13 protein-coding genes are annotated in these 13,659 nt (G+C 44.6%); 10 read left to right on the top strand and 3 right to left on the bottom strand.

Features of this window, described 5'->3' with window-relative positions:
• Positions 1–55 precede the first annotated feature (55 nt).
• The 6 genes from BU202_RS04385 (at position 56) to greA (ending at position 7,877) form a co-directional block, all read left to right on the top strand.
• Entirely contained in the window at positions 56–3,145 is a 3,090-nt protein-coding gene (locus BU202_RS04385) for a pilus expression-regulating Snf2 family helicase (protein WP_075104587.1), read from the top strand.
• A gap of 105 nt (positions 3,146–3,250) precedes the next feature.
• Positions 3,251–3,925 (top strand): divisome accessory protein ZapJ, encoded by a 675-nt coding sequence (zapJ, locus tag BU202_RS04380; RefSeq protein WP_075104586.1) that lies wholly within the window; start codon positions 3,251–3,253, stop codon positions 3,923–3,925.
• Positions 3,922–5,253 (top strand): UDP-N-acetylmuramate--L-alanine ligase, encoded by a 1,332-nt coding sequence (gene murC / locus BU202_RS04375; RefSeq protein WP_075104585.1) that lies wholly within the window; start codon positions 3,922–3,924, stop codon positions 5,251–5,253. The genes zapJ and murC overlap by 4 nt, the downstream gene beginning before the upstream one ends.
• Before the next feature lie 55 nt (positions 5,254–5,308).
• Positions 5,309–5,794: a GNAT family N-acetyltransferase gene (locus tag BU202_RS04370; protein WP_075104584.1), complete on the top strand. Its 486-nt coding sequence runs from the start codon at positions 5,309–5,311 to the stop codon at positions 5,792–5,794.
• A gap of 73 nt (positions 5,795–5,867) precedes the next feature.
• The gene (gene mltG / locus BU202_RS04365; RefSeq protein ID WP_083605754.1) at positions 5,868–7,307 is read left to right on the top strand and encodes an endolytic transglycosylase MltG; all 1,440 of its coding nucleotides are present in this window, start codon (positions 5,868–5,870) and stop codon (positions 7,305–7,307) included.
• An 87-nt stretch (positions 7,308–7,394) separates the two neighbouring features.
• Positions 7,395–7,877, top strand: a complete 483-nt coding sequence (gene greA, locus BU202_RS04360) for a transcription elongation factor GreA (RefSeq protein ID WP_075104583.1) — start codon at positions 7,395–7,397, stop codon at positions 7,875–7,877.
• A gap of 143 nt (positions 7,878–8,020) precedes the next feature.
• Here greA and yidC read toward each other — a convergent pair whose 3' ends face one another.
• A complete protein-coding gene (yidC, locus tag BU202_RS04355) occupies positions 8,021–8,941 on the bottom strand; it encodes a membrane protein insertase YidC (protein WP_075104582.1) in 921 nt (306 codons plus the stop codon).
• Positions 8,942–9,006: 65 nt separating this feature from the next.
• Positions 9,007–9,291 carry an acylphosphatase gene (locus tag BU202_RS04350; RefSeq protein WP_075104581.1) on the bottom strand — a complete coding sequence of 95 codons (285 nt, stop codon included), beginning with the start codon at positions 9,289–9,291 and terminating at the stop codon, positions 9,007–9,009.
• A gap of 71 nt (positions 9,292–9,362) precedes the next feature.
• Here BU202_RS04350 and BU202_RS04345 point away from each other — a divergent pair, with 71 nt between their 5' ends.
• From BU202_RS04345 to BU202_RS04330, 4 genes are all read left to right on the top strand, one after another.
• Complete coding sequence (locus BU202_RS04345) at positions 9,363–10,103, top strand: TrmH family RNA methyltransferase (protein ID WP_075104580.1); 741 nt, start codon at positions 9,363–9,365, stop codon at positions 10,101–10,103.
• Positions 10,104–10,149: 46 nt separating this feature from the next.
• Positions 10,150–10,629 (top strand): HDIG domain-containing metalloprotein, encoded by a 480-nt coding sequence (locus tag BU202_RS04340; RefSeq protein WP_075104579.1) that lies wholly within the window; start codon positions 10,150–10,152, stop codon positions 10,627–10,629.
• Positions 10,630–10,658: 29 nt separating this feature from the next.
• A complete protein-coding gene (locus BU202_RS04335; protein ID WP_075104578.1) occupies positions 10,659–11,354 on the top strand; it encodes a Bax inhibitor-1/YccA family protein in 696 nt (231 codons plus the stop codon).
• A gap of 80 nt (positions 11,355–11,434) precedes the next feature.
• The gene (locus tag BU202_RS04330) at positions 11,435–12,091 is read left to right on the top strand and encodes a CBS and ACT domain-containing protein (protein ID WP_075104577.1); all 657 of its coding nucleotides are present in this window, start codon (positions 11,435–11,437) and stop codon (positions 12,089–12,091) included.
• 624 nt (positions 12,092–12,715) lie between these two features.
• On the opposite strand, the gene BU202_RS04320 is transcribed toward BU202_RS04330, so the two are convergent.
• Positions 12,716–13,579, bottom strand: a complete 864-nt coding sequence (locus tag BU202_RS04320; protein WP_075104575.1) for a YitT family protein — start codon at positions 13,577–13,579, stop codon at positions 12,716–12,718.
• Positions 13,580–13,659 lie beyond the last annotated feature (80 nt).

Raw genomic sequence — 13,659 nt, 5'->3', positions numbered from 1 at the left:
ATTTCGGTATCTAAAAAAATATGCTATAATGAAGAGATAAGGTAAAGGAGTATGTATGGGTCGATTAATGCCGGGGCGGATTCGCCAAGAGGGAATCCTGCTCTATGAAAGAGGACAAGTAGAGGTCAAACAGCTAAAGGATAGACAGCTCTTTTTGACGATTGAAGAAGAGGAATTTTGCTATGCGCTAGAAGAAGCTAGCCTGGCTTGTAGCTGTCAGGTCTTTTCACAGAAAGGCTATTGTAAACACCTAGCTGCGGCTGAATATTTTTTGAAAAATGATGCAGAAGGCAAGGTCTTAGAAGAGCAGCTTTCTGCTGATGAAGAAGAACACGAGGAAACAGTGCGCAGAACCTATGCTGGTGGGTTATTTCTTGATGATTTGTTAGAGAGCAGGAAGGAAGTCGGTATCCGTTACCGTCTGGCTGCGGAAGGGCAGATGATGCTCTTTGACCATAATATCGACTGGACCTTGAAAATTCAGCGTGGCGCTGATCCACGGACCTATGTCATCCGCGATATTGGCGCATTTTTACAGATTTTGAAAAAGGGTGGCTACTTTCAAATTGGCAAGCAATACTATGAGCGGATTTCCTTTGAGCAGTTTGATGTGGCCAGTCAAGAGCTGGTGGCCTTTTTGTGGCGGTTAATTCCTGATAAGAAGGTGGGCGATTTGGAGATTCTACTCCACTATGGGCGTCATCTGCGCTTGCCGCTTGCTAATTTTGAAGAAGGGCTAGATGTCTTAATGCAGCTAGAATCCTTTGAGTTTCAGTACGATATGAATACCTATACGAATCTGCAATTACTGGCTTTTGATGCTCGGGCTGAGCGTTATTTCTTTGAAGTCGTGGTCCACCAATACATGATTGAGTTACGGGTGGAAGAGCGGCCTTTTCGCGAACTCTTTAACGGTCGTTATCTATTAGTAGACAATCGTCTTTACTATCTGGACAGGAAACAGGAGCAGATTATAGCTGCGCTTAAAGGGCTTGTTCCAAATGAGAGAGGAGAAAAAGCAGTCCAATTTGACTTTCAAGATCAAGAACGCTTGGCACTTAGTTTGTTGGAGCTGGAATTGGTTGGAAAGGTCAAGGCGCCCAAGCGTTTTGTCATTTACGATTTCCGTCCTCGGTTTGACTTTTTCTTGCGAGCTGAAGGGGAGATTGAATTGCGTCTCACGCTGGAATTTGACAAGAGACAGGTAGCGAGTAGGGAAGACTTAAACCTTTTACCATTTTCGTATCATTTTCAACATTTGGAGCAGGTCGAGCAGGTCATCCGAGAAGCAGGCTTTAGAGGAGACTTTATTGCGTATCACCCACCGCTTGCACCAGCAGAATGGTATGGATTTTTCAGCCAGACCTTGGCAAGATTTCGCACCTTGGGTCAGGTGGAGTTGTCCAAAGAATTAGAGGACATGCTCATCGAGGTTCAACCAAGTATCACCGTTGAGACAAGGGGTTCTCTGCTAGATATCTCCTTTGACTTTGCAGGGATTGGTGAGGACGAGATTGACCAAGCTATGACGGCTCTCTTAGAGGACGCCACGCATTTTACTAGTCAGACAGGAAAGGTTTTGGTCTTTGATGAGGAAACGAGACGACTTAGCAAGACCTTGCAGGAGTTGCGGGCTCGCTATCAATCATCAGGTCATCTGTCCCTTGACCGCCTAGCCTCTTACCAACTAGCCGAGACTTGGGCTGGCAACGATTCGGTGCAATTTTCCAAGGATTTCCAGCAGTTGGCCTATGATTTGGCACATCCAGAATCATTTGAGTTACCGGAATTGCGAGTGACGGCTGCCTTGCGTGACTATCAGCGCCTCGGTGTGAAATGGCTGTCCATGCTTGACCACCATGGTTTTGGTGGGATTTTGGCAGATGACATGGGACTGGGGAAGACCCTCCAAACCATTGCTTTTTTGAGCAGTCATTTGGAAAAAGATGCTAAGGTCTTGATTTTAGCACCATCCAGCCTGATTTATAATTGGCAGAGCGAATGCCAGACCTTTGCGCCTGATTTAGATGTGGCCGTAGCCTATGGAAACAAGGAGAAGCGGGAGGAGCAGATTCTTGCAGGACATCAGATCATCATTACCAGCTACCACTCCTTCAGGCAGGATGTAGAGCTCTATCAGCAACAGCGCTATGACTACCTGATTTTGGACGAAGCGCAAGTTATGAAAAATGCCCAGAGCAAGATTGCACAGCTCTTGAGAGAATTTGAAGTGGGCAATTGCTTTGCCCTTTCGGGAACGCCAATTGAAAATCGTCTGTCAGAATTATGGTCGATTTTCCAGATTGTGCTACCAGGGTTATTGCCAGGAAAGACAGAATTTGCCAAGTTGTCAGCAGGCGAAGTCGCACGGATTATCAAACCCTTCGTTTTACGCAGGAAAAAAGAAGATGTGCTACTAGAATTACCGGATTTACTGGAAGTCAATGTCCTAAACGAATTGACCGATGAGCAGAAGGTCGTCTACCTAGCCCAGCTCAAACAAATGCAGTCAAGTATTATGGATGCAAGCGATACCGAAATTCAGCGCAAGAAAATGGAAATTCTCGCAGGCATTACCCGTCTCCGTCAAATCTGTGACACACCGAAACTCTTTATGCCAGACTACAAGGGAGAAAGTGGGAAGTTTGAGAGTTTGAGAGAATTGCTGGTTCAGCTAAAAGAAGGGAACCACCGCATCTTGATTTTCTCTCAATTCCGCACCATGCTTGACATGATTGAGGAAGAGTTGGAAGTGTTGGGATTGACCAGCTACAAATTGACAGGCTCGACCCCAGCCAATCTCCGTCAAGAAATGACGACCGCCTTTAATGCAGGAAGCAGGGATGCCTTTCTGATTTCGCTGAAAGCAGGTGGCGTGGGACTCAATCTGACCGGGGCAGACAGTGTGATTCTGGTCGACCTCTGGTGGAATCCTGCCGTAGAAGCCCAGGCCATCAGCCGCGCCCACCGTATGGGGCAGACCGAGAAAGTCGAGTGCTACCGCCTGATTACCCGAGGCACGATTGAAGAGAAAATCCAAGCCCTACAAGAAAGCAAGAAGCATCTGGTGACGACCGTGCTTGACGGTAATGAAAGCAGGGCCAGCATGACGGTCGATGATATCCGAGAGATTTTGGGTATTTAACACTCTCAAATCAGTTGTTAGAGGCCTTTGCCAGCTGGCTCTAAGGAAAAATGATAGTCAAAGCGCGCAAGGTATGGTATAATAATCGTTTGAAAGGAAGATCGTATGGTGAGAATGCAGACAAGATTTCCCCTAGTAGCTGATGATGAGTTAATCGTGGGAGAAAATCCTGAAATGAGATTATACGATGAGGGGGACTTGATTAGTAATATCAAGGGGCCTTATCAGGACAGAGAATTTGGGCAAGAAGTAGCGAACCCAGCTGCTCCTCAATATCGAGAGGAACGTGGGGCAGAAGAGGCCCTCTTGCCACCGCTTTTTAAAGCAACTCCGAGTCCGTACTCTCGCAAGGAACGCTATCAAAAGCTAGCATCTCCTGTTCCTCCCGCTCCGCAAGTGAAAACACAGGGGCAGTTGGCACGAGAGATAGCGCGTGAAGACTTGAAGAAAAAACGTTCGGCCTCTTATCTTCACCAAGAGAAGAAGCGCCCTATTCTACCAGAACAGCATCAGGTGACCGCACCCTTGGTCAAAAAGCCAGTGCCTCACTTGACCGCCTTGGCCAATCGCTTACAACAGACAGACTATATTTTGGCGGACATGCCAGCAGTTTATTCACTGCAAAAAGAAGATCGGGAACAAGAACAACCAGTCAAGAAAAATTCCTATGACTTTTTGAAGAAAAGTCAGGTCTACAATTACCCAGAGCGCAAGGTACAACGTGAGCGTCGTCTGGCACAAGAATTAAATCTAACACACATGGAAGAGGGATTGGAATGACAAAAACCTATCATTTTATTGGAATTAAGGGCTCAGGAATGAGTGCCTTGGCTTTAATGTTGCATCAAATGGGGCACAAGGTACAAGGAAGTGATGTGGAGAAATACTATTTCACGCAACGTGGGCTTGAGCAAGCAGGGATTGAAATTCTCCCTTTTAGTGAAGCAAACATTACGACAGATGTCGAATTGATAGCAGGAAACGCCTTCCGTCCAGACAACAATGTCGAGATTGCCTATGCGGATACAAATGGCTTCACCTATAAACGCTACCATGAATTTCTCGGCCAATTCATGCGTGATTTCACGAGTTTTGGTGTAGCAGGAGCGCATGGAAAAACATCGACAACTGGACTCCTTGCGCACGTGATGCGCAATATTACGGATACCAGCTACTTGATTGGGGATGGGACAGGTCGTGGTTCGGAAAATGCCCAGTATTTTGTCTTTGAATCAGACGAATACGAGCGCCATTTCATGCCGTATCACCCAGAATACAGCATCATTACCAATATTGACTTTGATCACCCAGACTATTTCACCAGTTTGGAGGATGTCTTCCATGCCTTTGATGACTATGCCAAGCAGGTGCAAAAGGGCTTGTTTGTCTACGGTGAAGATGAGCAACTCCGCCATATTACAGCAACTGCACCGATTTACTACTATGGTTTTAATGAGGACAATGACTTTGTAGCTTATGATTTGCAGCCGTCAACGACTGGTTCGCAGTTCAAGGTCCGCCATGCAGGGCAGGAATTAGGTCAGTTCCAAATCCCGACCTTTGGTCGTCACAATGTTCTCAATGCGACAGCAGTTATCGCCACTCTCTTTATCGCAGGGTTTGATTTGAACTTGGTAGCCGAACACCTCAAGACCTTTGGAGGCGTGAAGCGCCGTTTCACGGAGAAGATTGTCAATGACACGGTGATTATTGATGACTTTGCACATCATCCGACAGAAATTATTGCAACCATTGACGCTGCTCGTCAAAAATACCCAAGTAAAGAAATCGTGGCTATTTTCCAACCGCATACCTTTACACGGACCATTGCCTTGTTAGATGAATTCGCCCTCGCCTTGAGTGATGCAGATGCGGTCTACCTGGCACCAATTTACGGATCAGCCCGCGAGACAGACAATGGTCAGGTTAAAGTTGAGGACTTGGCAGCCAAAATCAGTAAAAAAGGTGGGATCGTATCGCTTGAAAATACATCGCCACTCCTTGACCATGACAATGCAGTTTATGTCTTTATGGGAGCAGGAGACATTCAATCCTACGAATATTCATTTGAACGCCTACTTTCAAACTTATCCAATAACGTTCAGTAAGAAGGACAGGAGACAGCGGATTTTCCACTGTCTCTGCTAATTTTAAGGAGAACACATGCAAATTCGACACGCACGATTCGCAGACCTTGAAGCGGTTAATCGCATTGAACAAGACAATTTCAGCCAGGAAGAACAGATTGCAAAAGAAGTGCTAGCTTTTTATTTAGAACATGAGCAGAAGACCTGTCTGGTGATAGAAGATGAGGGAGTCGTGGCAGGTTACATCTTGGCACTTCCAACAGAGCAAGCGACAGTTACGGACGACTTGTTTGAAAGACTTGAGCAGGTGGATGGTCCCCGACCATATCTAGCAATTGTCAGTCTATCCGTAGCGGATGCCTATAAGGGTCAGGGTGTGGGAACTTTGCTGCTTGCCGCAATCAAGGAAATCGCAGTCCAAGGAAACTATCAGGGCATCAGCCTAACCTGCAAGGATTATCTCCTGTCTTACTACGGCATGTATCAGTTTGAAGAGTTGGGTGTTTCAGAATCCCAGTTCGGAGGCAAAATTTGGTACGATATGTACTGGAAATGTCCTTGACATAGTAACCCTGCTTGATTTTGTAACACTTTTAAGATATAATGGCTTGTAACTGTTTGAAAGGAGCTTTATTGTGACAAAAGATGCACGTGAAAAGGATGGGAAGCCTTCTAGTTTTCGTGATAAAATTTTACGCGATTTAGAAGACATCAAAGCAACATCTGCTTCAGAAAAAGCTGATTTTCTTTCTGACACTTCAGACCATCAATGGATGGAAGAGGATTTAACCGATACGGTTGCTCTTCATCGCCCATCATTGACTGAAACTGTTAGCGAAGACGAAGGATTATTGGAAGATACGATTATCTCTCCTGATACTAGTAGAATTTCTAGGGATATGCAACCTAACATGCGACAAAGACGAAACCGAAATCGGAAAACGCAAGACAATGTGGCAAAACGGATTGTCAAATTTGTGATGACAGCCGTTATCCTCTTGTTAGTGATAACAGGAATTTCCGTCTGCTTCTATATCAAATCAAGTTTAGAACCAGTCAATACGCAGGCAACGGAAATGGTTCAAGTAGAGATTCCAGAGGGCTCTTCGACAAAAGAGATTGCGCGCATTCTCGAGAAAAATCATTTAATCAAAAATGCAACGGTTTTCAATTATTACGCAAAACTAAAAAGCTATAACAATTTTCAAAGTGGATTCTACAATTTGAGCCAGTCTATGTCAGTAGACGAACTTGCAAAAGCCTTGCAAGAAAGCGGAACGCCGACAGCGCAAGAGCCAGTTGCAGGAAAAGTCCTTGTCGTAGAAGGACTGACAATCAAACAAATCGCTCGGGCAATCACAGACAATGTTCACACAGCTGATAAGGAAGATAAAACCCCATTCACGGAAGAGGCCTTTCTTGAAACTGTTCAAAATGAGGACTTCATTAATCGAATGGTAGCAGCCTATCCAAAATTATTGGGCAGTCTGCCTGCGGCAAATAGCGGGGTCAAGTACCGCTTGGAAGGTTATCTCTTCCCAGCGACGTATGACTATTCAACAGAGACAACGATGGAAGAGCTGATTGAGCAGATGCTTGCAGCCATGGATAATCGCTTGCAGCCTTACTATGAACAATTAGCGGCAAAAGGCCTCAACGTCAACGAGCTTTTGACCTTGGCATCACTGGTTGAGAAAGAAGGTTCAACTGACGAAGATCGACGCAACATTGCAAGTGTATTTTTCAACCGTCTCAATATTGGTATGCCACTCCAGTCGAACATTGCGATTTTATATGCAATGGATAAGCTGGGTGAAAAGACGACCTTGAAAGAAGACACAACGATTGACACCAACATTGCTTCTCCTTATAATATCTATGTCAACACTGGCTTGATGCCTGGTCCAGTAGATAGCCCAAGTCTCTCTGCAATTGAAGCAACCTTCGCTCCAAACAAAACAAACTATTATTACTTTGTAGCAGATGTTACGACAGGTGCGGTCTACTTTGCCCAGACAGGTGAAGAGCACAATCAAAACGTTGAAAAATATGTCAATAGCAAAGTAAACAATTAGAGCAATAGCTCGGATAAAATTATGTGGTTTTCCGCATAATTTTGTTTTCATCACAGAATTTTAAATGTAAAGGAAGAAAAAAAGAACATGGCTGAAAAAACATATCCAATGACGATTGAAGAAAAGGAAAAATTGGAAAAAGAATTAGAAGAGTTAAAACTCGTTCGTCGTCCTGAAATTGTTGAGCGTATCAAGATTGCTCGCTCTTACGGAGACTTGTCTGAGAACTCTGAGTACGAGGCAGCAAAAGATGAGCAAGCCTTTGTCGAAGGTCAAATCTCAATGATTGAGACCAAAATTCGCTATGCAGAGATTGTCAACAGTGATGCAGTAGCAGCAGACGAAGTCGCAATCGGTAAAACTGTGACGATTCAAGAAGTGGGTGAGACCGACGAAGAAGTCTACATGATTGTAGGAGCGGCAGGAGCCGATGCCTTTGCTAATAAAGTCTCAAATGAAAGTCCAATTGGTCAAGCCCTTATCGGCAAGAAAACAGGCGACATTGCGACTGTTCAGACACCTGTTGGTAGCTACGATGTCAAGATTTTGAAGGTTGAAAAAACCAAATAACGGATTATAGTATCATGATTCCATTTTATCGAGAGATAAAGTAGATTTTTTTGGCACTTTGTCACCCACTACAGTTGACAAAGTGCCAAAAAGAAAACTCTATTTCTAGTATGAGGCTTCATACCAAGAAATAGAGTTATTTTTTATCTCGAACGTTGTTTTCCAGCGTTGCGGTTTTTCTTTTTCGATGATGAGGTTGTAATGGCGCTATCCATCGTAGGGGTCACATCTTTGACACGGGTACTTGTGTGGAGTGGTTTGGGTGGGTTTTGCTCAAACTCTTCTGCAATCTGTCTGCGGAGTTTTGGTTTGAGGAAGAAGTTGGTAATCACTTGTTGAATGATTCCGACAACTCCACCGACTACCCAGTAGAGGGTCACACCAGCTGGAGAGCTCCATGAGAAGAAGACAATCATGAGCGGGTTCATCAGCATCATGGACTTCATCTGTTTCTTTTGCTCTTCTTCCAGACCAACTTGCATGAGAAGGGACTGGAAGAAGTAGAGGACACCAGCTACAGCTGTTAGGATGAGGCTTGGTTTACCAAGAGCAATGCCCATAAAGCTAGCATCAGCAATCCCTTCTGTATAGCGAGCTGCGTAGAAGAGGGCTGAGAAGAAAGGCATTTGAATCAGTAGTGGAAGACATCCAAATCCACCAAACATGCTGACACCATACTCTTTTTGAGTAGCAAAGAGTTCTTGCTGGGCAGCGAGTTGTTCTTCTTGCGAGCTAGCATTTTTCATCCGTTCTTGGATAGGTCCAAGAATCGGTTTGAGATAGTGCATCTTCTCAGATTGGTAGGTTGCTTTCCAAGACTGGTAAATACCCAGTGGCAAGATGAGCAAGCGGACACAGATGGTCACAACGATAATGGCAACCCCAAATCCGAGTCCCTGATTTTCAGCAAAGAACTGGATAACATTTCCCATCGGTTCAACGAGGAGTTTATAGACCCAACCTTCTCCAGTTGGGACACCATTTTTGGTCTCTACACAGCCCGATAGGAAGAAGAGCATAGAGAGGGCAAGCCCTGACAATAATATACGGTTTGATTTTTTCACGTTCTCATTTCCTTTTTTACATGATACACTCTATTTTACTTGTTTTGGAGAAAATATACAAGTCTTTAATGCCACTGTTTGACCTGAAAATCACTAAAGGTTTCAAAGTTGGCAAGGGTGACATCCAGATAGGTGACCTTGGCCATACGTGATGGTCCTTTTCTGATTTCTTGGATAAACTGGCTAAGTTTGGCAGAGTTCTCAGACTGAGCGAGAATGGTGACGGTTCCGTCCTCGTTGTTCCAGACCCGGCCATAGATACCTCCGATTTCTGCTGCTAGATATTGGACGGACCAGCGAAAACCAACTCCCTGTACCCGACCAGAGGCAATCATTTTGACTTTTTGCATGCGCTTCTCCTTTTGACAAGACCTTTACTTTATTATATCATTGATGGTAATGAAAGAAAATGGGGAATCATATGGAAGTTATTCGTTCCAAGTCCAATCGACTGATAAAGGACACAAAAAAATTACACCAAAAGAAATACCGCAAGCAGTCCTATCTGATTGAGGGCTGGCATTTGTTTGATGAAGCCTGTCAGGCTAAGGCTGGCATTGAGCGGGTTTTTATCCTAGAAGAATATGTGGATAGGGTAGTAGGAGATGTTCCTGTGACGGTGGTTAGCCCAGAGATTTTGCAGGAGTTGGCAGACAGCCAGACCCCGCAGGGGATTGTCGCGCAGCTAGCCCTGCCACAGGCCACCATTCCTGATACTGTGACGGGGAAATACTTGGTGCTAGAAGATGTTCAAGATCCAGGCAATGTCGGGACCATGATTCGGACGGCAGATGCCGCAGGTTATGATGCTGTCTTTATTTCGGACAAGTCCGCAGACATTTACAGTCTAAAAACCCTACGTTCTATGCAGGGCAGCCATTTTCACCTTCCTGTCTATCGGGTGGCCATGGAAGAATTGCTAGCGCAGTTGAAAGAGCAGGGGATACGAATTTTAGCGACCACCTTGTCAGCACAGTCCATCGACTACAAGGAGGTGGAAGTCACAGGCTCATTTGCCCTGATTATGGGCAATGAAGGGCAAGGTATTTCACCCCTAGTCGAGAGCCAGGCAGATGACTTGGTCCACATTTCTATGCCAGGTCAAGCAGAGAGTTTAAACGTTGCGGTGGCAGCGGGGATTCTTCTCTTTAGCTTTATTTAAGCTAGAAAGGCTAAACTGTGATATAATAGAAAAACGAGGTGATTGAATGACAGTTTATACAGAAGATGAAGAGTACATGGCCTATGTGGGGCATTTGATTGAAAAGCCCAAGGTGCAAAAACTCGGGACAATCCCTCATCACTATCACTCGACCCGTCTGGAACACTCAATCAATGTATCCTACACCAGCTACAAGATTGCAAAGAAATTGGGCTGGGATGCGAAATCAACGGCTAGGGGCGGTCTCTTGCATGATTTGTTTTTTTATGATTGGCGCAATACCAAATTTAAAAAGAGTCATGCTTGGGTTCATCCACGGATTGCCAAGCGCAATGCGGAGAAGTTGACCACGCTTAACAAGGTCGAAGAAGATATTATTGTCAAGCACATGTTCGGTGCAACCATTGCACCACCGCGCTACAAGGAATCGTGGATTGTAACCTGTGTGGACAAGTATTGGGCGGTAAGGGAGGCAACCCTGCCCTTACAAAAAATGTGGAAACAAGGCAGTTTTTACTTTCGTTAACATCGTTTATATATTAAAGGAGGATTAGGATGAATCAAGAACCTTATATTATCAATCAAGTGGACAATACCGCTTTGAATCGTTTCTTTGGTAAAATTTATGGCTTTGTGGCAGCAGGAATTGGACTTTCTGCCTTGGTAGCTTATCTGTCATTGACTACCTTTTGGGAAATGACGCGTAGTCTCTTGCTAGGTGGCTCATTCGCCATCTGGCTCGTCATGTTGGCTGAAATTGGTCTGGTATTTGCGGCGTCTCGTATGGCAGCGCAAAATAGCCCCTTGGCCTTGCCCATGTTTTTAGCTTACTCGGTCATGAATGGTTTTACGATTAGTATCGTCCTTCTGGCCTACACTCGGGAAACTGTCTTTACAGCCTTTCTGACAGCAGCCTTGATGTTTGGTGTAATGGCTGTGATTGGGATGACTACGAAGAAAAATCTTTCAGGCATGGCGCAGGCCCTCTACGCAGCCTTGATTGGTGTGATTATTGCAAGTGTGGTCAATCTCTTTCTCGCAAGTTCAGGCATGAGTTTTATTATTTCAATCATCTCTGTCTTCATTTTCTCAGGCTTGATTGCCTATGACAACCAACGTATCCGCTATGTCTTTGAAGAAACAAATGGCGAAGTTGGGCAAGGATGGGTCGTTTCAATGGCCTTATCTCTCTATCTCGATTTTGTCAATCTATTCTTGAATCTGTTGCGTATCTTCGGCTCAAGAGATTAAGAAAGAAAATAACTCGCTGCTATAGTGAGTTTTTTTCTTTTGTGGTATAATAACCTTACAATAGACTAGGAGGATTGCACATGGCAGTTAAAGATTTTATGACCCGAAAGGTGGTCTACATTTCACCAGATACAACGATTGCGCATGCAGCTGAATTGATGCGTGAGCAAGCGATTCACCGTCTACCTGTTATTGAAGATGATAAATTGGTCGGTCTTGTGACAGAAGGGACCATTGCAGAAGCGAGTCCTTCAAAGGCAACGAGCTTATCCATCTATGAGATGAATTATCTCTTGAATAAGACCAAGGTTCGGGATGTGATGATTCGTGATGTCATTACCGTTTCTAAATTTGCCAGCCTAGAAGATGCCGTTTATCTGATGTATAAAAACAAGGTCGGTATTTTACCTGTTGTGGACAATGACCAAATGGCGGGTGTCATTACGGATCGTGATGTCTTTGCAGCCTTCCTCCATGTCTCTGGCTATGGTGAGGCTGGTGTTCGTGTCCGCTTCTTGGTCGAAAATAAGGCTGGTGAGCTAGGGAAGATTATCCGCTTGATTTCAGAACAAGGCTATAATATCATTAGCACTGTTCAGATTGCCGACAAATCAGGTAGCGTCGTCATCGAAGTCCAGATTGAAGGCAAGGTGGACAGCCAACACTTATCAGAGATTTTTGAGCAGGCTGGAATCAAAGTGGACAGCCTCGTGCCCACAGAAACCAAAAAAATTTAGGGAGTGGGACAGAAATCGGTAACTCGTAAGAGTTCGATTAGCCTCACTCCTTTATTTCTAGGTTCGGGCTAAAATAATCCACTGGATTATTTTACTCCCACCCCCGCACAGTTGATTAGATTATCTTTGGAGCCTGAAAGCGAACAAAGATATCAATCAACCATTGCGTCAACCTGCTCAAATTATAAAAATAAGGAGGTTGGGCTAAATGTCCCAGCCTCTTTAGAACGTAGACTAACTCCAAGAACTATTTAAACCAGTTCAAAAGCCTTGCTAACTGAACATTCGATTTTCGCGAGCGGAGCGAGCCTCATCAGATACTTTTCGCTGTGGTAAAAGCAGGGAGTGGGATAAAAATCGTGATTTCGTAGAAATCGATTATCCTCGCTCCTTTGTTTCTGGGCTCGGGCTAAAATAATCCACTGGATTATTTTACTCCGCAGGAAGTCGCTACCGTCCGCACCACCTAAGAAAAGTATCATAAAAGAATTTTTTCTTCAAATTAAAAAGAGCATTTGCTCTTTTTAGTTTGGTCTTGCACAAGCGAGGGAGTTCTGTTGAAAGGAAGGTCTGAACTGCGGACAAGAGAAAAGCCATTCACCTTGAGTGGTGAATGGCGCATTTTTATTTTTCAAAAGGTTGTTTATTGCTATCAAGGGTAAATCCTTCGCCTAAAACCTCGTGGGCATCGGTGATGGTGATAAAGGCGTGGGGGTCAATGCGGTGGATTAAGTCCTTCATTTCTTGTAATTGGCTCTTATAGATGACAGAGTAGACCATGTCAATGTTTTTACGACTATAGAAGCCTTGGGCCTTGATGAGGGTGATACCACGCTCGATATTTTCATCAATGGCCTGTGCCAACTCTTGAGATTTTTCAGAGACAATCATGACCCCCTTGCTTCCGTAGTTTCCATCTGTAATGAGATCAATCACACGGGAGACGATGGTGACCATCATCAGTGTATAGAGGACATTGCGCAGGTCATGAAAGACGACAATGGTCAGCGTAAGAACCAAGACATCGATGGATAAAATAATTTGTCCGATGGTAAAAGAGGTGTATTTATGGCCGATTCGAGCGAGAATATCGCTTCCTCCTGTGGTTCCACCAGCCTTGAAAATAATCCCCAGTCCCGCACCCATAAGGATTCCCCCAAGAATGGATACCAAGATTAAGTCTCCTTCTAGCGGAATGGTGATGGGAATGTGTTCAAACAGGGCTAGCCAAGCAGTCACACCAACAGTACCGATGATACTGTAGTAGAGGGTCCGTTTGCCCAGGATTTTCCAGCCGAGGATAAAGAGAGGAATATTGATGAGGATATTCATAATCCAAGGTTGAATGCCTAAAAGATAGTAGAGAATCAGATTGATTCCCGTTGCTCCGCCCTCGTAGAGGTGGTTGGGGATAATCAAGTAGTTGAGCCCAAAAGAAAAAAGCCCAGCTCCCAGTATCACAAAAAAGAGGTTTTTAAATCTTAGCATTCCCTGCTCCCTTCGGTTGGTCTATTCTCATTCTAACAGATTTAAAGCGGATACACAAGACAAATAAAGAGTGCTTTTTC

Source organism: Streptococcus cuniculi, from assembly GCF_001921845.1.
Taxonomy (GTDB): Bacteria; Bacillota; Bacilli; order Lactobacillales; family Streptococcaceae; genus Streptococcus; species Streptococcus cuniculi.
Note: the sequence above shows the minus strand (reverse complement) of the source record. Positions and strands in the feature narration are given on the sequence as shown.